Here is a 23,477-nt window from a genome sequence, read left to right as displayed (position 1 = left end):
GGCCGCAATCGGGTTTCGGGAAGGTTTCGTCGCCGCACCCGCGACGCAATATTTTCCGCAGCCCCATTGTCGGCTGCGACGGTGGTGATACGTCCTTTGGACGCGCGCAGCGAAAATCAACGAGGTGACGATGCTTTACGCCATCCTGGCCTATCACGTGGAAGACGAGATCTTGTCCTGGACGCCCGAGAAGGACGCCGCGGTCGTGGCAAAGGTCATCGAGGTTCAGGCTCCCCTCCGGGCAAGCGGGCATTTTGGCCCGGCCGCCCGCCTGGATGAGACCCGAAAGGCCCGCACCTTGCGCGGCCCCGGCGCGGGGGTCGTGCTGGACGGCCCATTTGCCGAGACCAAGGAGCAGCTTCTGGGCTTCCACCTCGCCGAGTACGACACGGAAGAGGAGGCGATCGCGGCGGCGCGAACGCTGCGCCAGGTCAATCCCTCAGCGGTCTACGAAATCCGCCCGGTCAAGCTTTACGTGCCGGCCGACGGGTTCGGCGCGACGCCCTCCGGCGAATGAACGGCAGGCCTAATTGTCCGTCCCGGTGGGCCCGACATAGAAGCGCTGGATCAGCAGCCCGCCGAAGGCGATGAACCACACGAACGGCGCGACTTGCGGCGCGAACGCCGCAACGACCGTGCCCGGGATGAACACCAGCAGCGGAAACAACGAGGCCATGATCTCCTGGCGCCAGCCGCCCAAGATCCTCCACCACAGCCAGGCATTGAGGCCGGCGATTGCAGTCAGGTGCAGGCCGTAGAGCACGGCGACCGCACTGCTCGTGGCGTAGTTGGTGTAGAGGCCGTTGGTCACCGGCAGCAGCACGATCGACAGCAGGAAGAACAAATTGAGGATCACCGCGCCGCGGCTGCCGACGGGCTGGCGCGCCAGCCGCCGGTGATGGCTGATCCAGAACACGCCGGCGATGATGAAGCTGAGCGCAAGACCCGCGAGCTTGCCGGAATAGACCCGGGCGAGATCGTTCCAGTCCGGCGCGCTGGTGAAGACCGCGGCCCTAGGCAGATCGTAGGCGAGCAGCGTCATGGCGACGCCAAAGATGGTGTTGCTGAGCGATTCCAGCCGTCGCATCTCGAACTGGTCGGATTTGAGCTCGGTCATGCCGGGTGGCGCTTTTCGGAATGGAACCTTGGGCCGTCTTGTCCCTAGGTCTTAACATCGGTCCCGTCCAGACGCATTGCGATTCGCAGCGGGATCGCCGACTCTGGCTGTTTCACCGGGGCGATTCGTGGCGACATATCTGGACACGCTCAATGCGGAGCAACGCCGCGCCGTGGAGCATGGCGTGGCCGATGGTGCGACCGTGGGCGCGCCGCTGCTCGTCATCGCCGGTGCGGGCTCCGGCAAGACCAACACGCTGGCCCACCGCGTGGCGCATCTGATCGTCGCGGGCAGCGATCCGCGCCGCATCCTCCTCATGACGTTTTCCCGCCGCGCCGCGGCCGAGATGGCCGGCCGGGTCGAGCGCATCGCCCGAAAAGTGCTCGGCGAGAACAATGCCGCGATCATGCGCGACGCGCTCAGCTGGGCCGGCACGTTCCACGGCATTGGCGCACGGTTGCTGCGCGAATATGCCGAGCGGATCGGCGTCGATCCTGCCTTCACCATCCACGACCGCGAGGATTCCGCCGACCTGATGAATCTGGTCCGGCACGAGCGCGGATTGTCGAAGACGGAGAGCCGCTTTCCCGCCAAAGGCACCTGCCTGTCGATCTACTCGCGCTGCGTCAATGCCGAGATGGAGATTGAGAAGGTGTTGGGGGCGCACTATCCCTGGTGCGCAGGCTGGGCGGCCGAGCTGAAGGGCCTGTTCGCGGCCTATGTCGAGGCCAAGCAGGCCCAGCACGTGCTGGATTACGACGACCTGCTGCTCTACTGGTCGCAGATGATGAGCGATGCGCTGATCGCGGAAGAAATCGGCGGCCGCTTCGATCACGTCTTGGTCGACGAATATCAGGACACCAACCGCCTGCAATCCTCGGTCCTGCTGGCGCTGAAGCCGGACGGACGCGGCCTCACCGTCGTCGGTGACGACGCGCAGTCGATCTATTCGTTCCGCGCCGCCACGGTCCGCAACATTCTGGATTTTCCGCAGAGCTTCTCGCCCCGCGCCGAGATGATCACGCTCGACCGCAATTACCGCTCGACGCAACCCGTGCTGGCGGCGGCGAACGGCGTCATCGGTCTGGCGCGCGAGCGCTTCACAAAAAACCTCTGGACCGACCGCAGCTCCGCGCAAAAGCCGCAGCTCGTCACCGTGCACGATGAGACCGACCAGGCCCGTTACATCGTCGAGGAAGTGCTGGCCAACCGCGAGCAAGGCGCGCTCCTGAAGCACCAGGCAGTGCTGTTCCGGACCTCCTCGCATTCGGGCCCGCTGGAGATCGAGCTGACCCGCCGCAACATCCCGTTCGTCAAGTTCGGCGGGCTGAAATTTCTCGATGCCGCGCATGTCAAGGACGTGCTGGCGCTGCTGCGCTTCACCGAAAATCCGCGCGACCGCGTCGCCGGCTTTCGCATCCTGCATCTGTTGCCGGGCATCGGACCCGCGACGGCGCAGCGCGTGCTCGATCAAATGGCGGAGAGCTCCGATCCGCTCGCCGCGCTCGGCCAGCTCCCGGTGCCGCCGCGCACCGGCGCGGACTGGACCGACTTCGTCCGCACCATCGAAAATCTGCGCTATTCGGAATGGCCGGCCGATCTCGAACGCGTGCGGCTCTGGTACGAACCGCATCTCGATCGCCTCCACGAGGATTCGGAGACGCGCCGCGCCGACCTGATGCAGCTCGAGCAGATCGCGAGTGGCTATGCCTCGCGCGAGAAATTCCTGACCGAGCTCACTCTCGACCCGCCGGATGCTGCCAGCGACAAATCCGGGCCGCCCTTGCGCGACGAGGACTATCTGATCCTCTCCACCATCCACTCCGCCAAGGGCCAGGAGTGGAAATCGGTATTCGTGCTCAATGTCGTCGACGGCTGCATGCCGTCGGATCTCGGCGCCGGCACCAGCGCCGAGCTCGAGGAGGAACGCCGCCTGCTCTATGTCGCGATGACGCGCGCCAAGGACGATCTGCACCTCGTGGTGCCGCGGCGCTTCTTCACCCATGGCCAGCAAGCCAAGGGCGACCGCCACGTCTACGCCTCGCGCACCCGCTTCATCCCAGAGCCGCTGGTCTATCTGTTCGAGCGCACCGCCTGGCCGAAGGCTGGGGCAGGCGCGGCCCGCACGGCGGCGCAAGGGCCGAAGGTCGACATCGGGGCGCGGATGCGCGGAATGTGGCGGTAAGACACAAGAGGCTGGTGTCGAGACGTGTCAGCATAACTGGACAACAGAGGTCCGACATGAAAGCCGTCGTCGTCGAGCAATACGCGTCGATCGATCAAATCGCCCTGAAGGACGTTCCGTCTCCACGCATCGGGCCCGGACAGCTGCGCGTCCGGGTAGAGGCTGCAGGAATCGGATTTGTGGACGGCTTGAAGATGGAGGGGCGCTATCAGACCAAGGATCCCCTGCCGTTCATTCCCGGAACCGAATTCGCAGGCATCGTGGACGAAGCCCCCGGCGCACCAGGCGGCTATCAACCCGGGATGCGCGTAATGGGGATGACGCGCTCGGGCGCGCTTGCCGAAGAGATCGTCGTCACCCCCGAAGCGCTCTATCCCCTGCCGGACGGCGTCGCCGCCGAGGTCGCCGCTTCGTTTCGTGCCAATTACCTGACCGCCCTCTATGCGCTGAGTGCGCGCGCGTCGCTCGGCGCAGGCGAACAGCTTCTGGTGCTGGGCGCAGCGGGCGGCACGGGAATCGCGGCCGTCCAGATTGGCAGGCAGCTCGGCGCCCGTGTGATCGCAGCGGCATCGACACCAGACAAGCGCGCGTTCGCGCGACAGCACGGCGCCGACGCCGTGGTGGACTACACGCAGACCAACTGGCGCGACACGCTGAAGGAATTGACCGAAGGACACGGCGCCGACGTGATCTTCGACCCCGTCGGCGGCGAGATCTCGGTACAGGCCTTTCGCTCCATCGCCTGGCGCGGCCGTCATCTCGTGGTCGGTTTTGCCGCCGGCGCGATCCCTGCATTGCCATTCAACCTGCCACTGCTGAAGGGCGGCGCCCTGCTCGGCGTCGACCTCGCGCAGCTTCCAATCCGCGAGCCCGAGGTGCAGAAGCGCCTGATGTCGGAGCTGACGGCCTGGTTGGTCGACGGCCAGCTGAAGCCTGTGGTCGGTCGCATCTTCGCGCTGGATGACTTCCGGGAAGCGTTCAGGACGATGCAGACGCGCGGGGCGCTTGGCAAGATGGTCGTGCGCATCTCGAAATAGGATTAGCTACGCGCCCCCAGCCGGTCGAACTGGACCTTGCCTGCCTTCATCACCATCGGGATGTGCTCGCCCTGGCCGAGCAGGCAGGCCACGTCGCGGAGCGGATTGCCATCGACCACGAGCAGGTCCGCAATGGCTTCGGGCATGATGCGGCCGAGCTTGCCCTCCATGCCGAGCACCTCGGCGCCGACCAATGTCGCGCTGGCGATGACGGCGCGGGGACCGAGAATCTCGGCACGGATGCGGAACTCGTCGCTCTGCAGACGCTGCGACGGTCCGAGCAGGTCGCTGCCGAACCCCATCTTCACGCCGGCGTCGCGGTAGATCGTGAGCGAACGCAGGCCCGCGTCGCGGACATCGGCGATCTTGGCAACGCTTTCGGGCGGCAGGCCATATTGGGCACCCTCGTTAGCCAGCGCCTCGTAGGTGACGAGCGTCGGCACCACATAGGCGCCCTTCTCGGCCATCAGCTGCGCGGTCGGAGCATCGACCAAATTGCCGTGCTCGATGGTGCGCACGCCGCAGCGCACCGCGCGTTCGATCGCGGCAGCGGTGTAAGCGTGGGCGAGCACATAGGTCTGACGCCCGCGCGCCTCTTCGACGATGGCGCGGATCTCGTCCTCGGAGTAGCCGAAGGCGCCGACCGGATCGGTCGGTGAAGCAACGCCGCCGGAGGCCATGATCTTGATCTGGTCGGCGCCCATCTGCAGTTCCTCGCGCGCCGCCCTGCGCACGCCGTCGACACCATCGGCAACGCGCGCCAGCGCGCCGACACGCACGCAGCAGGGGCACGGTGCGTCGCTGGCAAGATAATCCGAGCGGGCCCGCATGTCGCCGTGGCCGCCGGTCTGGCTGAGCGCACGTCCCGAGACGAACAGCCGCGGACCGTCGGTGAGACCGGTCTCGATCGCCTGCTTCAGCGCATGGCCGGCGCCGCCGGCGTCGCGCACGGTGGTGAAGCCCCGCCGCAGCATGCCGCGCAGCAGCAGCGTTGAGCGCAGCGTCACCAGCACGTTCGGCATGTGCACCTGCTGCGCCAGATTGAGTTCGACGGCGATCGCATGCACATGCAGGTCGATCAGGCCGGGCATCAGCGTCTTGCCCTTCAGATCGACGGTGCGGTCGGTTTCCACTTGGAGCGGCCGATCGGAGACCTCCTTGATCAGACCGTCCTCGACCAGCACGTGATGTCCCTCCAGGAGGTCCGGCTGAAGCGGATCGAGCAGAGCGGCGTTCTTGAAGAGCACACGGGACATGACGACTTCCTGTCTATCAGGACTGGATGAGCAGCGCGGGCAAGGCGAGCTGGGCGAATGGAAGACACGCGGCGCTATCGTCCTCGACGTACCAGCCTGCCTCATGGAGCAGATTGAGCGAGCCGAGTGTGCGCCCGCGCCAGCGCACGGGCATGTTGAGCACGCTTTCGCAGCCGAGCGAAGCGATCAGCTCGTGATCGGAGAACACCTCGCGCAGATCGTCCCGGGTGCGGCCGATATAGGCCTCGCCGCGGTCGAGCACGGCCTCGGTCCACGGCCCCGGCGCCAGGTGCTTGCGGCCGCCCGCGGGGTAAGGTCCGGGCAGATTGGAATACACCCGCGCGGCTTCCCTCGTGTCGTCGTCATAGGTCAGGATCGTGAACAGCTTGTGCCCGATCGCCGACTTCAGGGCGCCGTCCAGCGCCGAGTACAGGGCATCCGGCTGATTCGCCCTGCCCTGCGCGGCCGCCACCGCGCAGAGCAGCGGATCGGATCGGTGTTTCGTATCCCTCATGCGACTTCGCCTGCCGCGATCTCTTCCAGCGAACGGCCGCGTGTCGGCACGCCCATCAGCACCACGGTGAGCGCGCCTAACAGCAGCACGCTCGTGGTGAGGCCGAACACGCCGGCGAAGCCGAAATTGGGATAGAGATAGCCGACCAGGATCGGCGAGACGATCGCACCGATGCGGCCGATCGCGGAGGCGAGCCCGGCGCCGGTGGTTCTGACGGCCGTCGGAAATACCTCGGCGGTATAGGCATAGACCCCCGCATAGGTGCCGTTCATGAAGAAGGACAGCAAGATTCCGGCGACCATGATGTGCTGATCGCTCTGCGCGAATGCAAGTCCAAGCGCGCTGGCGCCGCCGAGCACCATGTAGGAGGCAATCGTCGCCTGCCGGCCGATGCGCTCGTTGAAGTACGCAGCGCTGAAATAGCCGGGAATTTGCGCGCAATAGATCGCGATCGAATAGGCGAAGCTCTTGGTGATGCTCATGCCGTTCTGGACCAGAAGGCCGGGGATCCAGACGAAGAAGGAATAGTAGCTGAACGTGATCGTAAGCCACATGATCCAGGTCATAATGGTGATGCGCGCCTGGCGGCCGGCGAGGAGCGCGGCGAAATTGGCAAGCAGCGTCCCACCAGTCACGGCAGGCGCCGTGATTTCGACGACCGGTTGCGGCAGGACATGGCCTTGGCTCGCAAATCCGGCCTCGATCCTGTCCAGCACGGCTGCGGCTTCCTTCTCCCGGCCCCGGCTTTCCAGCCAGCGCGGCGATTCCGGCAGCGCCCTGCGCCACCACAGCAGCATGACGACCGGCACCGCGGTGATCACCAGAACGATGCGCCAGCCGTTCTCAGAGGCGGGCACGATGAAATAGCCCAGCAAGGCCGCCGCGACGAAACCGAAGGAGAAGAATCCGGCCAGCGCGCCGGTAAAGCTGCCGCGGTAACGCCGTGCGACGAATTCCGCCAGATAGGGCGCAATGATCGCGCTCTCCGCGCCGGTGCCCATGCCCGCGACGACGCGGGCGGCGAAGAAGGACGACCAGTCGTTCACCGCAGCGCTGACGATGGATGCGACGCAATAGAGTGCCAGCGCCGACATCATCACCGCGCGACGGCCGATCAGGTCACCCAGCGTGCCCGCCAGCAGCGCGCCGAACAGGAAGCCGATATAGGTGCTGCTGCCGAGCACGCCGATCTGCACGCTCGACAGATTCCAGGTCGTGCGCAGCACCGGCAGGATAAACGCCAGCACGGCTGCGTCCATCGCGTCGAACATGTAGCCGAGCCCGCCCATCAGCAGTAGATGCTTGTGGAAGCGTGCGAATGGAAGGCGCTCGATCCGCGCCGAGATCATCGACATGAAAGTCCCCCTCTGTCTGGCGGCCCGGCACTCCGCTCGTTCCCGGGGGAACCATAGACAAGGAGATATTATCGTCATAATTTATAATCATGATCTAGTACATCACTGGGATGAATGTTCTGTCGTTTCGCTCGCTCGACCTCAACCTGCTGAAAGTGTTCGAGGCCCTGATGACCGAGGGCAGCGTCACGCGCGCCGCCAACGCGCTTCTGATGACGCAGCCGGCGGTCAGCAATGCGCTCGCACGCCTGCGGGACGCGCTCGGCGATCCCCTGTTCGTCAGGTCCGGCACCGGCATCCGTCCGACCCAGCGCGCCGTGGTGCTGTGGGAGCCGATCGGCGAAGCGCTCGAAACCGTCCGCGGCGCGCTCGACGAGCAGGTGTTCGATGCGCACCGTGCTCAGACCGAGTTCAGCCTGTCGATGTCGGATTACGTCGCCTCGCTGGTGATGCCGAACCTGCTGAACCATTTCGGCAAGGTCGCGCCCAAGGCGCGAATCCACACCGTTCCCAACACCATTTTGGAGATCGCCGACCAGCTCGAGGACAATCGCGTTGATTGCGTCCTCAGCGTCTATGTCAACGAGGCGCAGCAGCCGGCCGCCATCCGCTCGCGCTCGCTGTGGACCGTCGACTACGCCTGCTTCATGCGGCGCAGCCATCCGCTCGCGGCGATGAAGCGGCTGAGCACGCGCAGTTTCCTCAACGCGGGGCATGTCGATGTGAGCCTCGCCGGCAAGACCTTGCCGTCCTACGACCTCTTCCTCGCCTCGCGCGGGCTGTCGCGCAACGTGGTCGCGACCGTCAATCACTATAGCGCCGCCTACGAAATCGTGCGCCAGTCCGACCTGATCGCCGTGCTGCCGAGCGATCTGCGCTCGCAATCCCGGCACGCGCCGTTCCTGCACGCCATGCCGCTTCCGCTCAAGGCGCCGCCGCGCATCGTCAGGCTGTTCTGGCACCAGCGCAACGACACCGTACCGGCGCAGCGCTGGCTGCGCGACACGCTGGTCGAGATGTTCGCCAGGTCGGACTGAGGCGCGGGCGGCGGGCGCCCCGACACCACGGAAAAGGGAAACAATGGGTTTCTCGAAGCAGCATTGCGCGCCAGTCCCTGCTGCTTAGCTCCAACCAAAGCAATCCCCTCCCCCAGTGACAGGCGCGCAAGTCGCGCCCGCAGAGACCTCATCAATGACCGCACCGCTCGAATTCGGACTGGACACTTTTGGCGACGTCACCAGGGACGCCTCCGGCGCGATGCTTCCGCACGCACAGGTGATCCGCAACGTCGTCGACGAGGCGGTGCTCGCCGACGAGCTCGGCCTCGACTTCATCGGCCTCGGCGAGCATCACCGCGCCGACTTCGCGATCTCCTCCCCTGAGACCGTGCTGGCCGCCATCACGTCGCGGACCAGGCGGATCCATCTCGGCTCGGCCGTGACGGTGCTGAGCTCGGACGATCCAATCCGCGTCTTCCAGCGCTTTGCCACGCTGGACGCGCTCTCGAACGGACGTGCGGAGGTGATCCTCGGCCGCGGCTCGTTCACCGAGTCCTTTCCACTGTTCGGTTTCGACCTGCGGGCTTACGAGGCGCTGTTCGAGGAGAAGCTCGATCTGTTCGCGGCACTGCTGTCGCAGAAGCCGGTGACCTGGGAAGGTAAGCTGCGTCCGCCGCTGAACGGGCAGCTGGTCTATCCCCCGGTCGAGAACGGCACGCTCAAGACCTGGATCGGCGTCGGCGGCAGTCCGCAATCGGTGGTGCGCGCGGCGCATTACGACTTGCCCTTGATGCTCGCGATCATCGGCGGCGATCCCGCGCGCTTCGCGCCCTTCGTCGAGCTCTATCATCGCGCGTTCAGGGAGTTCGGCCGCCCGGCACAGCCGATCGGCGTGCACTCGCCAGGCTATGTCGCCGAGACCGACGAACAGGCGCGCGAGGAGCTGTGGCCCGACTACAAGGCGATGCGCGACCGCATCGGCAAGGAACGCGGCTGGCCACCGATGGGCCGCGACGAGTTCGTGAACGAGGCCGAGCACGGCTCGCTCTATGTCGGCTCGCCGGAGACGGTCGCGCGCAAGATCGCCAAGACGGCAAAGGCGCTCGGCATTTCGCGGTTTCAGCTGAAGTATTCGGCGGGCCCGCTGCCGCATGGCAAGCTGATGAAGAGCATCGAGCTCTATGGGCGGAAGGTAGTGCCGATGGTGCGGGAGATGATGGGGTGAGGCGATCGGATCCGCTTCAGTCCGTCTTCGCCCTACGGGCTTCGCCGGACACCACGCTCCGTTCTTCAGGCATCACTTGGCAGCGCCACGCGCAGCCCGAAGGGCGAAGCGTGGTGGGGGAGGCAGGACTCGAACCTGCGAAGCCATAAGGCGGCTGATTTACAGTCAGCTCCCTTTGCCACTCGGGACACTCCCCCGCTCGACGGCAGCACAATCGGGCCGGACCTTGCCGGCGACCGAAGACGGCCATGGAACGTGAAGGCCGCGACAGCCCGGATGGGGGCGCGACCGGGCGCGGTTATCGGCGAAGCGGTGGGGTAAAGTCAACCGAGGCGAACAGCTAAAATCGCCCCCGACACCACCCAAATTGCCATATTCCGGGACCCGTGACACAAGCGAGCCCATGAAGGATCGAAAATTCAACCCGAGGGGCCCCCGCGGCGGGTCTAAGCCCTTCAACAGGCCCGGAAAATCGGCCGGTCGTCCGGCCCGTCGCGATCGCGATTCGGACACCGACGGGCCTGTCATCCTCTATGGCTGGCACACCGTCTCCATGGCGCTCGCCAACCCCCAGCGGCAAATCCGCAAGCTGACGCTGACCGAGAACGCCGCAAGGCGTCTGGCGGACGAGAACATCGCGATCCCGGTCGCGCCCGAGATCGTCCGGCCCCAGGAGATCGACCGGCTGCTGTCGCCCGACGCCGTGCACCAGGGCCTGCTCGCCGAGGCCGATCCCCTGCCCTCGCCCGACATCGAGGATTTGGAGCAGGACGGCATGGTGCTGGTGCTCGACCAGATCACCGATCCGCACAATGTCGGCGCCATCCTGCGCTCGGCGGCCGCCTTTGCGGTGAAGGCGATCGTCACCACCGCGCGTCACAGTCCGGAAGCGACCGGCGTGCTGGCCAAGGCCGCCTCCGGCGCGCTGGAGCTGGTCCCGATGGTGACGGTGCAAAACCTCGCCCGCGCACTGACCACGATGAACGAGCTCGGCTTCCAGACTGTCGGGCTGGACAGTGAAGGCAGCGCGGATCTCTCCGAGGTCACCCTGCGCGAGCCGCTCGCGCTGGTTCTGGGCGCGGAAGGCAAGGGCCTGCGGCAATTGACACGCGAGACCTGCAGCGTCGTGGCGCGGCTCGACATGCCCGGAGAGATCAAGAGTCTCAACGTCTCGAATGCCGCCGTGCTCTCGCTCTATGTCGGCGCGAGCCGGCTCGGGCTGATGAAGCGGTAACAAAACAAAACGCCCGTCCGCATCGCGGACGGGCGTCTCGTTGGCTCAACCGATCAAGCGATCAGTAATAGCGGCGCAGCACACGGTGGCCGCCATAATACGGCGCATGGCGCGGGGCGTAGCCGTAGCGCGGACCGTAGCCGTAATGCGTGCGCGGCAGATAGCCGGCGCGCGGGCCGTAGCCGTAGCGATACGGACGGTAATACGGGCGGCGGTAGGGATAGGCGGCCGGCGCTTCGACCGCGGCAGCGCGATAGCCATAGCCGTGCCCATAGCCGTAGCCACGGCCGTAGCCGTAATTGGCGGGCGCAACCACCGCGTCCTCACGGTAGGTCGGATACGGCGCGAAGGCGCCCGGGCCGGTGTAGGTCGGGCCCTGGTTGACGTGATAATATTGCGTGGTGGGCTCGGCGAGACGCTCATAGGCGCCGTAGCCGTAGCTGTAGCCGGCCCCATAACCGCCGCAGCCGGTGTTACAGCCGGAATAGACCGGCGCGACCGGCTGGCACGGATCGAAGCCGCAGGCCGCAGCGGGCGCGGTGGCGGCGAACATCACGGCAGCCGCCGCGACCAGTCCCGAAATCATCTGACGCATTACTCTCTCCTGTTGATTTCCGTTTTTTGGATTTTGTCGTTTCTTAACCCGGCGGCTTGCCGGGCATCTCTGCACGCGGCCGCGGCCGAGGACGCCGCGGCTGGTCGTTGAACTCAGGCGCGAGAATCACCGGCGGCGGATTGACGGGCACGTCCATCTGCGGCGGCAGCGGCGCCGATTGGGCGCCCCAGCTCTGGTGATAGCTATCGGGCGGCTTGGGCAATTTGCGGTTCGCGGGCGGTTCGACCTCGAGCCGGCCATAGCCGGGCCGCAGGCCCAGCGTCGGATAGTAATGGCCGACGTCGGTGGGCTGGCGCTCGGCGACATAGCGGCCGCCATAAATCGTGGGCTGCACCTGGACGTTCTTCCCCAGGCCCCAGGTCCCCTCGATCACGGCATAGGACGCGTCGATGTTGTTGATGATGATGGGCACGCCGGGGCGACCGGGAACGACGATATCGAAGCCGCCGCCGGCAAACGCCGTCGCGGGCAGTCCGATCAGAAAGGCAGCGAGCGCCACAGCGCGCATGAGGGGACCCCATTTATTCGGCGACAACCTACCCGATAGCGACGCAGAGAGGGTTAAGGCCCTCTCACCAATTGCCGGTAAGCCTAATGTGTAAGGATTGCGCGCCGCTCAAATGCGCCAAAGCGAACTAGCGAAGCATTAACGCCGCCGGATCCTGCAGTCCGGAACCATGGCCCGTGCTCACTTCCGTTTGACTGTCGCCGACGAAAATCCGGCGGTTTCAGCGGAACGTCCGGCGTCTTCGGCGTTTAGCCCCCGTCAACAAAACGGGAGCCAAACAATCATGAACGTCAAACTTCTCGGAGCCACGGCGATTGCGGCGACCCTGGTGGCAGGCTCTGCCATGGCGCAGGCCGTGATCACCAATCCTGGCCGCTGCGCGGCGCAATTCCCCAACGCCAACTGCCAGAACGTCGGACCGGGAAATCCGTACACCGATAGCGGCTATCGGCATCGTCGCGTGTCCTATCGCCAGACCACCAACGGTGACTGGAATAACGACTGGAACAGGAGCCGCACCGGCTTCTGGCCGACCGACGTCGCCGCCGGCGCGGTCGGAGCAGCCGCTGGCGTGGCCGGCGCAGCCATCGGGACTGCGGGTGCAATCGCAACTGCCCCGTTCCGTGCCACGAACGACGCCTACGCCTACGACAACAGTTGGGATAACCGCGGCTGGGACAATCGGGGGTGGGACACCCGCACCTACGCCCAGCGCAACGGCTTCGTCTGCACGCCCGGCACCTGGTTCAAGGGCGAAGACGGCCGCCGGCACATCTGCCAATAAGGCGGTTTGAACCGAACGCGACAGATCGGGCGGCCCTCGGGCCGCCTGATTCATGTCTGCATCGGGGATCCCGGGTTCTGGCACTTTCCGGTCAAGTCTGGTATTGCGGCGCGCACGGGCGGACAGCCCCGGCATAGGCCGGGCCTGCCCCGCTTCTCCAGGCGTCGCCGGCTTAGCTCAGCGGTAGAGCAGCGGTTTTGTAATCAAAATCAGCCCTATTTCAGTCGATTACCCCGGCTCTGTGGCGGGAGATAATAGCGATGAAATTGCTGCTGATTCAGTCGTTTACCGTTCCATTGAGCATCGGTTTATGTAACTCTCGATTGCGCTCGATTACGCGGCGATGGTTACCCCACGGCTTACCCCGGACAAACCGATGCTCCCCGCACAGCACAAACGCGCCGCCGCATTCATCAAGAGTTTGAAGGCTACCGATGCCCGACAGGAAGTCCCTGACGACGCCGTGAGCGGCCTCTACCTCATTGTGCAGCCTTCTGGTGCGTTGTCCTGGGCCGTCCGGACGAAGCTGGACGGCAAGGCCGTAAAGGTCACCCTAGGGCGCTATGACGAGGAAGGTTCCGGCCTAGAGCGGATCGACCGGCCGTCTAGCAAGCAAGTTCTAAACGTCGCGGAGGCGCGCGCGTTGGCTGAACGCGTGAAAGCCGATGCAAAGCGCGGACATGATCCACGCCAATCCAAAACGGAACGCTTTAGCCTCGAATATTGGCTTGATGAATTTATCAAAGCCGCCCGCTTAACCGGGTTCAAAGGGCGTCCCGTCAAAGCATCCACAGCCGACGAATATGATCGCATCATAAAGACGGACATCAAACCGCACTGGAAGCACGTCACGGACATTCGGGCACTTGACTATCGCGACGTTGAAAAGCTGATCAATAGACTTGATCCCGGTGCGCGACGGAACGCGTTTGCGCTCTTGTCTACATTCTTCCGTTGGAAAGCCGTCATTCGTATCATCGGCCGCAACGTGATCGAACTTGCCCACTCGCCTCCTAAACCGCAAAGCCGCGACCGTGTACTTTCACACGATGAAATCAAAGCTGTGTGGAACGCCGCAACAGCCTGTGATTACCCGTTCGGAGCATTGGTCAAACTGCTCTTGTTGACCGGTCAGCGACGCGACGAAATCGCGAACCTGAAATGGTCCGAACTGTCTGAAACCTTCGATACGATCACGTTTGAGGGATCGCGCACTAAGAACGGTCGCGCCCACATAGTGCCGCTCCCGCAACTGGCAACCGCGATCATCAAGACGCTACCGCGAGTGGCAATCTCAATCGACAAAATGTCCGACTACGTATTCACAACGATCGGCACCACACCGTTCAGCGGCTTTTCAAACGGAAAGATCGCCCTTGAAAAGCATTGTCCGGGTTTACCGGATTGGCACCTGCATGATTTGCGTCGCACGGTTTCAACCGAACTCGCAAAACTACGCGTTACACAGGAAGTGACGGAAGCGATTTTGAACCACAAGTCAGGCAAAGTCAGCGGCGTTGCGGCGATCTACAATCGCTATGAATACGCCGATGAAAAGCGTGAAGCCTTGAAGCTGTGGGCGGATCGGTTGCAAGAAATCGTCATTGATCGGCCACGTCCAAAGCTTGTGGCATCTCAATGATGAAGGACTGCGCTGCTTCCCTCACCGGCAAACGCACGCTATCCGACGTGATTGACCTTGACCACCGCAACCAAGAAACGAGCGAGGCGCTAGGGGCAGCAAGATGAGAGAAATGGATACTACCGCTTACGTGACGGTCGTCGCTCTGACTATCGGGCTAATCTGGCTGGCAATCGAAATGATCGCGCCGAGTGTCAACGGGTGGATACTGAAACGGCTTTTCAATTGGCTGCTTTGGACGGTCATCCTCGTTGTGTGCGGCGTTTCGTTGGTCGCGATTTATGGTGCTCTATCGGGTGCACCGCCCATCATAATCGCCGCACTCATTGTCGCATGGGCAATCACCGCAAACAGTCGATCAGCAAATTGACATCAGGATAGTCACAGCAGCACTTTATTCTTGTCGGGCCGGTACGCTTCGCGCGCTACCGGCCATTTTTTGCCATTGCGTCTGTTTCTTCTCAGTAATGCAGGAATGTCGATGTGATTACCGATCGTGAGGCATTCCAAAGTGGCAGCCATCGCAGCACTCTACGAAAGAAGCGCGCATCACCGCGCTTTTTTGTTGCAACCCGGCTCGCGCAACGGTTGAATGACGCGATTCTTGTCCTAGGATACCTCGCAGAATGGCCAACAACAGAAATGCTGTGCCCGAATTGATTGAAGTCCTGATGCGTGTTGGCAGCGTCGAAGACGGCAATAGAGAAGTAAGGGCCGAACTACGCGTCCACAACATCAGTTTAACCACGGACGAGGCGGTTGAATTTTCAGTCGAACTTGATCGGGCAGTGCTTGCACTTGATCTAGATGGGCTAGAGATAGTTCCGAAGTCTCGACACGGAGAACCAACAAAGCAGAACGACGTTCAATTTGAACACAAGATGACCGACGAGCGTAGCCGTCAAGGCGAGATATCAGCCTCTGCTGAAGGAACGCTCGGCGTGCAGCCCTCTGCTTCATTCGCGGCGAAGGCTTCGGGAAGCGCTGGCGTCAAAGTGACCGAATCTATCACCGCGCAACAAACACAGTCCCTCTTACGAGTGAAAGCACGTGGTAACCTGACTTGGGAAGTGACCGAACCGATGATCGGCGGCGGAAGCAAGCCACTAGACGACACATACCTGAATGACGACGTGCTCTGCAAGGTACGAGCTTTGCCCGGCGCGAATCTACTCGCTGTAAAACTTGAGGCCTTCGCGCGAAAGCGCGACTTACGTATCACGCCACTTTCGAAACTCAGTCGCTTCAAGTTCGCAAGTAAGAATCACGAAAAGATGGTGGGAGCACTTATTGCAAAGAGCCTACCAAACCAATCAGGCAATGGCGTAGTAATATTTTCTGTTTCGGAGGTAGTTATTGAAGACGATCAATCCAACCGATGAAGTATTATCAGTCGATACTAAGAACCTCGTTGACAGATTTCTGCGGTATGACAGCACAAACTTTGTAAAGCAGGCTGAGTTTCTCGGCCTCGATCCCAAAGAAGATTTTCGCTTCATAGATCTTGCAGATGTCGACTTCTCCGATAGCAATCTAACCGGCTTTGATTTCACGGGCTCTGATCTCCGGCGAACATACGGCTCAAATGTTACGGGCGCGCCTATCCTCGACAAGGCCGATACGTCCGACTCATTGTTCGCTCACACACAGGCTCAGGAACAATACTTTTCGAAGCATCCCGATGATTTGCGGATCGTCGAACGACTGTCGTCGGACTACTGGGCAAACACCGTCAACGGCGTCGAACAGCTACTGCGAACTGATGGAGGCCGAGGATCCAGCTTCAATATTGCAATGGCGGTCTTCGATAGAACCAAAGACCCGACAATCAGAACGAACATTCTGCTGTTCATGCGGGTTGGTACGCCTAGCCCCGCTGAGCACAAGGCGTTTATCTACAATACGCTCGCACGCTACTCGAACCACGATAAAGTTGTCCTATCCGGAATTCGTGCACTTACGTCGTTCTATCCACACCACGCCGACGCCTTCAACTGGCTCCTCAAATTTCTTGAGCATCCAAATTTTGACGTGCAAAAAGCCGCCTTTATCGGCGTTGCGCGGTCAAACAAGTTCCCGACCGGGGTAGAAAAGGTCACCGCGTATATTTTACGGTGCCAGGACAAACATCAGCGCATCGCCTATGTCGGACGGGTCGCCGCAATGGCAGGCATGCAGTCCGTGGCGTATGACCACGTCGAACAGCACTACTACGATTTTGCCAAGCCGCTCACCCTCGATACGGCTAGGGCGTGGCATCACAATGATTTTGAGGCTTTCAAGATTGGGAACGAAAAATTGAAGCCAAATCAGCTTTCAAAGCTGTTTCTGGCTCGCCGACTAACTAGGCTTGCGCGCATTGGGAATCGATTTGGCTTCAAGTTCATGTTCGAGCAAAACACGAAAGAAGGAAAACAGATCGTACCGATTGAGCCAAATTTACTGAAAGAAATGATCAGCAGCCTATAAATCGCTTCCTCCGAATTGAGCAGCAAATTTAGAATTTGGCGGCGCGCGGAATCATCCCATTGAAATCATTGTTGTTCGGCGCAGCGACCGATTGCCGGGGAAGCTGAGGGGTATAAGGCGGGCCGCTACGCTGTTGATTACCGTGCAGCACGCTTGACGAACGTAATCGATTGAATCACCTTGGAACGGTCGTGACGTGATGCGTCGCGGTGCAAGGATCGGATGATCTAGGTCACGGTGAAGACGTGGCGCGCGGCTGGCGGATGCCGGTGAACCCCCTCAACATCATCGGATCATCCGCCATGACACCTGCGACTACGCGCGTGCTCGCGCCCAGTGACATCCTCTACAACGCAAAGACCGTCCGCGAAATTTTCGGCATTTCGCACGTCACCCTACATCGGTGGCAGCACGGTCTACACGAGCACTGCCGGGACAAAATCGTTCAGCCGCGCGCGGGCTTCCCTGCCCCCATCATGATCAGAGGTCGGCGCTACTGGCGCAAGTCAGACATCGTGACTTTCATCGCCGTGCGCGAGCAAGCTAGCGCCGCTTAGCACCAAAGGAAAGGCCCCGCCAGTCGGAACCCGGCAGGGCCTCTATTAATCGTCATTTAGGAAAGCATCATGACTATACACGATCGCGCCGCGCATCTCAACTGCGCGCCTCTAACCCTGCGCGCATTCGATAGCGCAAAGCCGACTGCAAACCTCGCCGATCCTCTCTCGGGACTGAAAGCGCTTCCGCAATGGGTGCTGTGGCGACTTGAGCAATACGACGGTGAACCGAAACCGCGTAAAATTCCATACGATCCGAAGACGCTTCAACGCGCCGATACGACGAATGCGGCCACGTGGGCGAGCTTCGAAACCGCCACGGTGATCGCAACGATCAATCCGGAATTCCGCATCGGCTTCGTCTTCACCCTGAACGATCCCTATATCTTCGTTGACCTAGATGGATGCCGCGATCCGGACACCGGCGAATACAACGATGAAGCGACGCACATTTGCACACGCCTGTTTCCGGGCGCAGCAGCGGAGGTTAGCCAATCGGGAACCGGCTTGCACCTGATCATGAGAGGCGACAAAACCCAATTCGGCAATCGTCGCAACAAATGGGGCGGCCGATTTGAGTTTTATCAAAACAACCGCTTCATTGCGATTGCGGGCAACCAATGGATTGGTAACGCCGACCTAGAGCAGACCGGAGCGCTGCAAACATTCCTGCAAGTTCGCGAACATGATCGCGACAGTCAAGAAATCGAGACCATGCGCGATCCCCGATGGTCGGGGCCGGAGGATGATCAGGAACTATTCACCCGCATGCTCGCATCTGATGACAAGATTTCATCGGAGCGAATTGCCGAGTTAAACGACAGGATTATGCGTGATCCGCGCAACTTTGTCGCGAAAGTCGAATTCGACAAATTGAGCAAGCGCGTTCCGTTCGCCGCACTATGGAATGCTGATGCCACAGTGCTAGGTCATCTCTACCCATCATCGACAGGACAGCAGTTCGACCACAGCGCAGCCGATTTAGCGCTGATGAACAAGTTGGCGTTCTGGACTGGCAAAGATCATGTGCGAATGACCCGGCTTTTCAGCATGTCAGCATTGGGCAGGCGCAACAAATGGCGCAATCGGGCATACTATCGCAACAGAACAGCTAGCAGCAGCAATGTGGCATGTCGCGACGTATATCGCGGCACCAATCAAGAGCGGCGCGACAAACAGCGCAAAGAGAATGAGCGCATCGGCGAACAGCTTGAATTCGATATCACGACGAAGCTGATCACGTTGGATGAAATGATCAGTGATTTCTATTTCGTCAGCGGTGTCGGAGCGTCGGGCGGCGTAGCGAATGCAAAAACGCTAAACGTCCTATCCGTTGCGGTTGCACGCAATGAATATGCACCGTCAAAACATCCCGTTGAGTATACCGATAAGCGAACAGGCGAAACAAAGACAAAACTCGTTCCGGCGTTTGAGCAATGGTTGCCGCACGAAAAGCGAAAGCGCGTCGATAGCGTTACGTGGAAGCCGGAAGGCGGATCGATTTGCGACGTCCCGGAAAAGGTCGGCCTAAGTGGGTTCAATACGTGGCGTGGATTGATCAAGCCGACATGGCACGATCATTTCATCAACGACGATCAACTGCGCGAACGATGGCTGACTAGATGGCGCGAACACCTCGCCTATCTAGTACCGATCGACACCGAACGCGATCTGTTTGAACGTTGGCTTGCGCACATTTTGCAGCACCCCGGCGAGAAAGTCGAAACCGCATGGTGCTTCGTCGCCAACATGACCGGCATCGGTCGCAACTGGCTCGGTAGCGTTCTCTCGCGTGTGGTGCGCGGCTACGTGCTGAACAACGCGATTTTGGACGTTGTTCTAGACGGCACATTCAACGGTCGAATGTCGCGCAAGCTGTTGATGATCGTTGATGAAGCTAAGGCAGGAATGCGCGGCCCGAACACATGGGCGCTGTCCGAAAAACTAAAGACGATGGTCAATCCGGACTTCCGCGAGATTAACGAAAAACACGGCTTGGAATGGGTAGAGCACAACGCAATGCGCTGGCTTGTGTTCTCGAATAACTGGGATGCCCTCCCCATCGAACGTGACGACCGGCGATGGAACATCGCCGAAAATCCGACGAAACCGCAAACAACGGCGTACTACAAAGAAATCTATGACCTTGTCCGACGGGACGAATTCATCGCGGCGGTATGGGCGCATTTATCCACCCGGTCGCTTGACGGCTTTAACGTTGGCGATCGATCGATAAACAATGCCGCGCGGGAAAGGATGCTCAACAGCGTTTCGACCGACCTAGAACAGGCGCTAAAGGAATTCAAAGACCAATGCAGCACCCAAGTTGTCGATTACGTCACCATCGAAAACTTTCTCAGGCAGCGCGCGCCGGGCGAACAACTCAATAGAGCCGCGATCCGACGCAACCTGATGAAACTTGATATGGTCTATCTCGATAAACGCATTGGCACCGGCAATAACAAAAAACGCATGGTCATTGTTCGCGACCTGAAACCGGTCGATGTTTACGACAACCCGGCTCGTTGGCTGGCGATCGCAACTCACAACGACGCGACAACGTTTTTCAACCGACCATCTGAATAATCATCAAGCCCGGTTCAACCGGGCTTTTTGCTGCCATCCCCGGTCACAGTGGCAGCTTCCATAACTTTCATTTTCACCTTTCTGGACCGCTTGGACCGCTTTTCTGCTCCTCTAGAAGAAAATACATCAGGCATGTTTTATGGCGTAGGGGAATGGGACACTTGCCCAAGCGGTCCAAGCGGAACCACAGTGTCCGAATTGGTTTGTGCGAGTATCCTAGTTTAATTGGGCACGATGTGAATCAGGGTAACTTAGTTAGCTTATTGCAGCTAACAGGTGCCGCCATGTTCCGGATAACGGACGAGTCTCCCGACAGGCCAGACGGGCAGGCGCAATTCGAGACCTGCTTACATTGCAGCGGTCGGTTGACCCAAGTGGAAAGCTTTCTCAACGCACGGGTCGACAAGCCAGTACGGATTTTCAAGTGTGCCGACTGTCAGAAGCTCGCTTGGGACGATTAAGGTGGGCTCTCCATAATTTCCACGGGTACACCGTGGACGGATCGCGAACTTACCCCTCAGATCACCCCTACAAAAACGCGGTTGGTTATCGCGCTGATGTTGCGGGCGTTTAGATCGTCGCAATTCTGTTTGCTGAACCGATGCTCAAGGTGCGTTGCGACGGTGATTGCGTTCATCTTCGCGATGGTCAAGCAATGATCATACGAATTACTGCATGTCTTTGTTTCAATACTTATGACGACATCGGTAAAGCGATGATCATCCTGTGAAAACAAGTAAATACAGTAATACAGCGATGATTATCGTGTTGAACGGTCCCCGCGAATATGACTTCATCGGCAAACAGCACGCGCGACGCGCTTGGGACGTTTGACGCGAACGCCACGAGAGGATTTTGAGAAATGGCTAAACTTCAGGTGGGATCGCTCCCATCGTCGCATGTCGAAAACCGGGGATCAGGGGTTTCGGTCACGAACCTAGAAACCGGACAGACCCAGATTTTCTTCATGCCAGACGCGTTGCCGCCCGGTGTTGATCAAGCTGGCGCTAGACTGATTTCCGCCGTTGGGCTGTTCAATGGCGTGGCCCAGGACGCTACGAACACTCTGCTGCCCGAACTGATCGGACCCCACGTGATGAAAGCCGTCCCGGGCTTATTGCCGAGCCCATACGCCGCTTTTGTGGATACGGTCGGCTCGTCAGCCCGGGACAACAGGAAAACGATTGCTGATCTCACAGCCGTTCCTGCCGCGACCGTTGCCACAGCGGCAATCCGGCAGCGCGCCGTTCAGACGTTCGATGCCGCACCAACGGATGCTGAGAGAATGCGCCTTGGTATCGAAACGTACACCCTGCCCCAGCTTCAAGGCCTTGTTGAAATCGATGCGCTATCGATCCTGCCGGATGAAATGCAATCTAGGATCGCGGATCGCTACCTAGCGCTCTGCTTCGCGGCCAAATATGGAATTGCGAGCAAGTATCCGGCAGTCGCCACACCGGACAATCCAATTCCAAACGGCATCGATCAGAAAGCCGTTGATGCGGAAGCGAACAAATTCGTTAAGGGGGTGCGCGATTATGAAAAGCAGATCGCAAACTGCTCGCAAATTGCGCGTGACTGCATCGCCTACATTTCGATCGCGTGCCCTGTAAAACTTCCATCAACGATTTGCCTACGGGCGATCGATGCGATGAATGCCGCACAGGTCCGCGCCGCGTTGAACGCCAGCCGCTCTAACGTCTTTTTTTGGCGAAAACACTACGGGCTGCCGCGCGGCATGCGGATCGGAAATGACGTGATGACGAAGACCGCCTCTCTTGCGGGCTGGGCCGCGTCTTGCGGAATGAAAATAGAGTGGCTCTAGACCAATGACCGCACCACCCAACGTAACGCCAACGCCAAATCCCGCTATTTCTAGCGAGGTCGTCCGTGGTGAAGGCGGACGATTTGTAACGACCTCTGGGCGCAAGCCGGGCTCAAAGAACCGCCTGTCATCTGAGATGCTCACAAACATCAAGGCGATGGGGCCGGACGCTGTCAACAAGTTGCGCGACGCTCTCAACGATAAAGACAGCACTTCGCACTGGAAGGCGTTGGAATTGATCCTGCGCTACTGCCTGCCGCCAGCCCGTACGGTTGAGTTGGATGACGCAGAGCCCGCGACGGTCATGCAAGCCTTTATCGAAGGCTTGCTGACCGCTGAAGAGACGAAGGCAATCGCGACAGCGATGGAGAAACTGAAGAACGTTACGGACATCAATGAAATGCGGGAACGTCTAACAGAACTCGAAAAGATGCTAGCGCGCCACTGATGCCCATTACGGAGCGAGACAGAAACAGATTTGGGGCGATCATTGCGCGGATTAAACCGCCCCGCAGTCTCGCCGCTCGACTCGACATAATCGAAGACGAACAACGCAACTATTATGCCAGATGGAAAGCACGTTTCGATCAATGGTTAGACCGGTGCAAAGCGAAACACGATGACGAAATCGAAATCGAAGCGCGCCCATACGCCAACATGGTTGCTGGGCAAGGGCCGCCAGCGATGCGCCGTAGTGTGGAAATCGCTCTGTTCGGCGCTTCTCCAACGGTACCGTTGAATGCCAGCGACGAACAAGCCGCGCAGATGTGGCTCGATGAGGTAATGCGATGAGCAAAGTGTATGTTGAAAAAGCCAAGCTCACATTCACGATTGAAGATGGAAAGATTGAGGATATCGAAAGAGGTCGTCGCGGCGTTCCAGATACAGACGTCGATATGTTGGACGCGACATTTGCCGCAATCCACGTTGACGGCGGCAGACTCTATCTCGACTGGCTTGCGCTAATCGATCTCGCGACTTTTTTCCATAGCGAAAATCGAAAAACGAGTTGGAGGCGTCAGGCCCGCAAATTGCTCGAATGCTTTCCCGGCAGCATCAACATCAAGGATGTAATGCGCGCGACAATGCTTTGTGTTGCTGATCGCGAGCATTTTGCACAAGGCGACGGGCTTCATTTTATCGGTCGCATTAAACAGATGCACAACGATGAGTTGCGGATGCTTCGGACAATGTTCGGACAACAGTTCGGGCATCTGATCGTAAAGAACGCCGACGACGTGCGCGGAACTCACTGAGATTGGCCAATCGGACGGGCCGCCTTTCATCGTCCGAACAACAGAGGCAACTTACCCATGGCAACGAAACTGCTTAGCCACAACGATCACCGCGAAGCCGGTAAGCACATGATCTCTTATATGAGCGAGTTGCTCGAAAAGCACGGCGATGATGCGAAGCTAGAACTTCACAGCGACCATATTCGAAGCTTGCTCGCGTTCACATCTGCTGACAAACGTTGATTGAATGCCCCGGCAAAGGTTAGTCGCTTCTCCATTGCCGGTTCATGCAACCCCGGACGCGGTGTCGAACACACACCGCGTCCGGACGCCA

General features: G+C 60.4%; 26 protein-coding genes and 1 tRNA gene. 18 read left to right on the top strand and 9 right to left on the bottom strand.

Going from position 1 to position 23,477, the window contains the following annotated elements:
* The first annotated feature begins 130 nt into the window (after positions 1 to 130).
* A complete protein-coding gene (locus tag IVB13_RS32390; protein ID WP_247362247.1) occupies positions 131 to 517 on the top strand; it encodes a YciI family protein in 387 nt (128 codons plus the stop codon).
* A 9-nt stretch (positions 518 to 526) separates the two neighbouring features.
* Here the strand turns inward: IVB13_RS32390 and IVB13_RS32385 are convergent, their stop codons facing one another.
* On the bottom strand, positions 527 to 1,117 hold the full coding sequence (locus IVB13_RS32385) for a TMEM175 family protein (RefSeq protein WP_247299708.1): 591 nt from the start codon (positions 1,115 to 1,117) through the stop codon (positions 527 to 529).
* Between the two features lie 127 nt (positions 1,118 to 1,244).
* Between IVB13_RS32385 and IVB13_RS32380 the strand changes: the two genes are divergently transcribed.
* Together IVB13_RS32380 and IVB13_RS32375 are read left to right on the top strand one after the other, a co-directional pair.
* Positions 1,245 to 3,302 (top strand): ATP-dependent helicase, encoded by a 2,058-nt coding sequence (locus IVB13_RS32380; RefSeq protein WP_247491316.1) that lies wholly within the window; start codon positions 1,245 to 1,247, stop codon positions 3,300 to 3,302.
* Between the two features lie 56 nt (positions 3,303 to 3,358).
* Positions 3,359 to 4,339 carry an NADPH:quinone oxidoreductase family protein gene (locus IVB13_RS32375; RefSeq protein WP_085361854.1) on the top strand — a complete coding sequence of 327 codons (981 nt, stop codon included), beginning with the start codon at positions 3,359 to 3,361 and terminating at the stop codon, positions 4,337 to 4,339.
* A gap of 2 nt (positions 4,340 to 4,341) precedes the next feature.
* Here the strand turns inward: IVB13_RS32375 and IVB13_RS32370 are convergent, their stop codons facing one another.
* From IVB13_RS32370 to IVB13_RS32360, 3 genes are read right to left on the bottom strand one after another with little or no spacing between them, the layout of a single operon-like run.
* Entirely contained in the window at positions 4,342 to 5,595 is a 1,254-nt protein-coding gene (locus IVB13_RS32370) for an amidohydrolase family protein (protein ID WP_247335740.1), read from the bottom strand.
* Between the two features lie 16 nt (positions 5,596 to 5,611).
* Complete coding sequence (locus tag IVB13_RS32365) at positions 5,612 to 6,109, bottom strand: GAF domain-containing protein (RefSeq protein WP_247443683.1); 498 nt, start codon at positions 6,107 to 6,109, stop codon at positions 5,612 to 5,614.
* Entirely contained in the window at positions 6,106 to 7,464 is a 1,359-nt protein-coding gene (locus tag IVB13_RS32360; protein ID WP_018458110.1) for an MFS transporter, read from the bottom strand. The genes IVB13_RS32365 and IVB13_RS32360 overlap by 4 nt, the downstream gene beginning before the upstream one ends.
* Positions 7,465 to 7,574: 110 nt before the next feature.
* Here IVB13_RS32360 and IVB13_RS32355 point away from each other — a divergent pair, with 110 nt between their 5' ends.
* Positions 7,575 to 8,501 (top strand): LysR family transcriptional regulator, encoded by a 927-nt coding sequence (locus IVB13_RS32355; RefSeq protein WP_247371705.1) that lies wholly within the window; start codon positions 7,575 to 7,577, stop codon positions 8,499 to 8,501.
* Between the two features lie 154 nt (positions 8,502 to 8,655).
* On the top strand, positions 8,656 to 9,687 hold the full coding sequence (locus IVB13_RS32350) for an LLM class flavin-dependent oxidoreductase (RefSeq protein WP_247403972.1): 1,032 nt from the start codon (positions 8,656 to 8,658) through the stop codon (positions 9,685 to 9,687).
* A gap of 111 nt (positions 9,688 to 9,798) precedes the next feature.
* Here the strand turns inward: IVB13_RS32350 and IVB13_RS32345 are convergent.
* Positions 9,799 to 9,884 (bottom strand) — tRNA-Tyr (locus IVB13_RS32345).
* A gap of 206 nt (positions 9,885 to 10,090) precedes the next feature.
* On the opposite strand from IVB13_RS32345, the gene rlmB reads away from it, so the two are divergent.
* A complete protein-coding gene (gene rlmB, locus IVB13_RS32340; protein ID WP_247371702.1) occupies positions 10,091 to 10,921 on the top strand; it encodes a 23S rRNA (guanosine(2251)-2'-O)-methyltransferase RlmB in 831 nt (276 codons plus the stop codon).
* 61 nt (positions 10,922 to 10,982) lie between these two features.
* Here the strand turns inward: rlmB and IVB13_RS32335 are convergent, their stop codons facing one another.
* A complete protein-coding gene (locus IVB13_RS32335; protein WP_247335727.1) occupies positions 10,983 to 11,516 on the bottom strand; it encodes a hypothetical protein in 534 nt (177 codons plus the stop codon).
* A gap of 43 nt (positions 11,517 to 11,559) precedes the next feature.
* On the bottom strand, positions 11,560 to 12,045 hold the full coding sequence (locus IVB13_RS32330) for a hypothetical protein (protein ID WP_018458105.1): 486 nt from the start codon (positions 12,043 to 12,045) through the stop codon (positions 11,560 to 11,562).
* A 283-nt stretch (positions 12,046 to 12,328) separates the two neighbouring features.
* On the opposite strand from IVB13_RS32330, the gene IVB13_RS32325 reads away from it, so the two are divergent.
* The 3 genes from IVB13_RS32325 (at position 12,329) to IVB13_RS32315 (ending at position 14,841) form a co-directional block, all read left to right on the top strand.
* Positions 12,329 to 12,829, top strand: a complete 501-nt coding sequence (locus IVB13_RS32325; protein WP_247335724.1) for a hypothetical protein — start codon at positions 12,329 to 12,331, stop codon at positions 12,827 to 12,829.
* 376 nt (positions 12,830 to 13,205) lie between these two features.
* Entirely contained in the window at positions 13,206 to 14,471 is a 1,266-nt protein-coding gene (locus tag IVB13_RS32320; protein WP_247491314.1) for a site-specific integrase, read from the top strand.
* A 112-nt stretch (positions 14,472 to 14,583) separates the two neighbouring features.
* The gene (locus tag IVB13_RS32315) at positions 14,584 to 14,841 is read left to right on the top strand and encodes a hypothetical protein (protein ID WP_247491312.1); all 258 of its coding nucleotides are present in this window, start codon (positions 14,584 to 14,586) and stop codon (positions 14,839 to 14,841) included.
* An 11-nt stretch (positions 14,842 to 14,852) separates the two neighbouring features.
* Here IVB13_RS32315 and IVB13_RS32310 read toward each other — a convergent pair whose 3' ends face one another.
* Positions 14,853 to 14,993 carry a hypothetical protein gene (locus tag IVB13_RS32310; RefSeq protein ID WP_247491310.1) on the bottom strand — a complete coding sequence of 47 codons (141 nt, stop codon included), beginning with the start codon at positions 14,991 to 14,993 and terminating at the stop codon, positions 14,853 to 14,855.
* A gap of 104 nt (positions 14,994 to 15,097) precedes the next feature.
* On the opposite strand from IVB13_RS32310, the gene IVB13_RS32305 reads away from it, so the two are divergent.
* From IVB13_RS32305 to IVB13_RS32290, 4 genes are all read left to right on the top strand, one after another.
* Positions 15,098 to 15,853 (top strand): hypothetical protein, encoded by a 756-nt coding sequence (locus tag IVB13_RS32305; protein ID WP_247491308.1) that lies wholly within the window; start codon positions 15,098 to 15,100, stop codon positions 15,851 to 15,853.
* Positions 15,828 to 16,940: a pentapeptide repeat-containing protein gene (locus tag IVB13_RS32300; protein ID WP_247491306.1), complete on the top strand. Its 1,113-nt coding sequence runs from the start codon at positions 15,828 to 15,830 to the stop codon at positions 16,938 to 16,940. The genes IVB13_RS32305 and IVB13_RS32300 overlap by 26 nt, the downstream gene beginning before the upstream one ends.
* 245 nt (positions 16,941 to 17,185) lie before the next feature.
* Complete coding sequence (locus IVB13_RS32295; RefSeq protein ID WP_247491305.1) at positions 17,186 to 17,497, top strand: hypothetical protein; 312 nt, start codon at positions 17,186 to 17,188, stop codon at positions 17,495 to 17,497.
* Between the two features lie 69 nt (positions 17,498 to 17,566).
* Complete coding sequence (locus IVB13_RS32290) at positions 17,567 to 20,083, top strand: DUF5906 domain-containing protein (protein ID WP_247491303.1); 2,517 nt, start codon at positions 17,567 to 17,569, stop codon at positions 20,081 to 20,083.
* Between the two features lie 517 nt (positions 20,084 to 20,600).
* Here the strand turns inward: IVB13_RS32290 and IVB13_RS40240 are convergent.
* Positions 20,601 to 20,735, bottom strand: a complete 135-nt coding sequence (locus IVB13_RS40240) for a hypothetical protein (protein WP_256467703.1) — start codon at positions 20,733 to 20,735, stop codon at positions 20,601 to 20,603.
* Positions 20,736 to 20,945: 210 nt separating this feature from the next.
* On the opposite strand from IVB13_RS40240, the gene IVB13_RS32285 reads away from it, so the two are divergent.
* From IVB13_RS32285 to IVB13_RS32265, 5 genes are read left to right on the top strand one after another with little or no spacing between them, the layout of a single operon-like run.
* On the top strand, positions 20,946 to 21,908 hold the full coding sequence (locus IVB13_RS32285; protein ID WP_247491301.1) for a hypothetical protein: 963 nt from the start codon (positions 20,946 to 20,948) through the stop codon (positions 21,906 to 21,908).
* A 4-nt stretch (positions 21,909 to 21,912) separates the two neighbouring features.
* A complete protein-coding gene (locus tag IVB13_RS32280; protein WP_247491299.1) occupies positions 21,913 to 22,356 on the top strand; it encodes a hypothetical protein in 444 nt (147 codons plus the stop codon).
* The gene (locus tag IVB13_RS32275; RefSeq protein ID WP_247491297.1) at positions 22,356 to 22,700 is read left to right on the top strand and encodes a hypothetical protein; all 345 of its coding nucleotides are present in this window, start codon (positions 22,356 to 22,358) and stop codon (positions 22,698 to 22,700) included. Before IVB13_RS32280 ends, IVB13_RS32275 begins: the two co-directional genes overlap by 1 nt.
* Positions 22,697 to 23,164 carry a hypothetical protein gene (locus tag IVB13_RS32270; protein ID WP_247491295.1) on the top strand — a complete coding sequence of 156 codons (468 nt, stop codon included), beginning with the start codon at positions 22,697 to 22,699 and terminating at the stop codon, positions 23,162 to 23,164. The genes IVB13_RS32275 and IVB13_RS32270 overlap by 4 nt, the downstream gene beginning before the upstream one ends.
* Positions 23,165 to 23,221: 57 nt before the next feature.
* Positions 23,222 to 23,386, top strand: coding sequence for a hypothetical protein (locus IVB13_RS32265; RefSeq protein ID WP_247491293.1), 165 nt, complete (start codon positions 23,222 to 23,224; stop codon positions 23,384 to 23,386).
* Positions 23,387 to 23,477: the final 91 nt, after the last annotated feature.

It is taken from the genome of Bradyrhizobium sp. 17 (genome assembly GCF_023073515.1).
GTDB classification, from domain to species: domain Bacteria; phylum Pseudomonadota; class Alphaproteobacteria; order Rhizobiales; family Xanthobacteraceae; genus Bradyrhizobium; species Bradyrhizobium canariense_D.
This window is presented reverse-complemented; position numbering and strand designations above follow the sequence as displayed.

Coding starts and splice junctions, on each gene's coding strand:
- IVB13_RS32390 (WP_247362247.1), top strand. CDS start 131: ATGCTTTACGCCATCCTGGCCTATCACGTGGAAGACGAGATCTTGTCC.
- IVB13_RS32385 (WP_247299708.1), bottom strand. CDS start 1,117: ATGACCGAGCTCAAATCCGACCAGTTCGAGATGCGACGGCTGGAATCG.
- IVB13_RS32375 (WP_085361854.1), top strand. CDS start 3,359: ATGAAAGCCGTCGTCGTCGAGCAATACGCGTCGATCGATCAAATCGCC.
- IVB13_RS32370 (WP_247335740.1), bottom strand. CDS start 5,595: ATGTCCCGTGTGCTCTTCAAGAACGCCGCTCTGCTCGATCCGCTTCAG.
- IVB13_RS32365 (WP_247443683.1), bottom strand. CDS start 6,109: ATGAGGGATACGAAACACCGATCCGATCCGCTGCTCTGCGCGGTGGCG.
- IVB13_RS32360 (WP_018458110.1), bottom strand. CDS start 7,464: ATGTCGATGATCTCGGCGCGGATCGAGCGCCTTCCATTCGCACGCTTC.
- IVB13_RS32355 (WP_247371705.1), top strand. CDS start 7,575: ATGAATGTTCTGTCGTTTCGCTCGCTCGACCTCAACCTGCTGAAAGTG.
- IVB13_RS32350 (WP_247403972.1), top strand. CDS start 8,656: ATGACCGCACCGCTCGAATTCGGACTGGACACTTTTGGCGACGTCACC.
- rlmB (WP_247371702.1), top strand. CDS start 10,091: ATGAAGGATCGAAAATTCAACCCGAGGGGCCCCCGCGGCGGGTCTAAG.
- IVB13_RS32335 (WP_247335727.1), bottom strand. CDS start 11,516: ATGCGTCAGATGATTTCGGGACTGGTCGCGGCGGCTGCCGTGATGTTC.
- IVB13_RS32330 (WP_018458105.1), bottom strand. CDS start 12,045: ATGCGCGCTGTGGCGCTCGCTGCCTTTCTGATCGGACTGCCCGCGACG.
- IVB13_RS32325 (WP_247335724.1), top strand. CDS start 12,329: ATGAACGTCAAACTTCTCGGAGCCACGGCGATTGCGGCGACCCTGGTG.
- IVB13_RS32320 (WP_247491314.1), top strand. CDS start 13,206: ATGCTCCCCGCACAGCACAAACGCGCCGCCGCATTCATCAAGAGTTTG.
- IVB13_RS32315 (WP_247491312.1), top strand. CDS start 14,584: ATGGATACTACCGCTTACGTGACGGTCGTCGCTCTGACTATCGGGCTA.
- IVB13_RS32310 (WP_247491310.1), bottom strand. CDS start 14,993: ATGGCTGCCACTTTGGAATGCCTCACGATCGGTAATCACATCGACATT.
- IVB13_RS32305 (WP_247491308.1), top strand. CDS start 15,098: ATGGCCAACAACAGAAATGCTGTGCCCGAATTGATTGAAGTCCTGATG.
- IVB13_RS32290 (WP_247491303.1), top strand. CDS start 17,567: ATGACTATACACGATCGCGCCGCGCATCTCAACTGCGCGCCTCTAACC.
- IVB13_RS32285 (WP_247491301.1), top strand. CDS start 20,946: ATGGCTAAACTTCAGGTGGGATCGCTCCCATCGTCGCATGTCGAAAAC.
- IVB13_RS32280 (WP_247491299.1), top strand. CDS start 21,913: ATGACCGCACCACCCAACGTAACGCCAACGCCAAATCCCGCTATTTCT.
- IVB13_RS32275 (WP_247491297.1), top strand. CDS start 22,356: ATGCCCATTACGGAGCGAGACAGAAACAGATTTGGGGCGATCATTGCG.
- IVB13_RS32270 (WP_247491295.1), top strand. CDS start 22,697: ATGAGCAAAGTGTATGTTGAAAAAGCCAAGCTCACATTCACGATTGAA.
- IVB13_RS32265 (WP_247491293.1), top strand. CDS start 23,222: ATGGCAACGAAACTGCTTAGCCACAACGATCACCGCGAAGCCGGTAAG.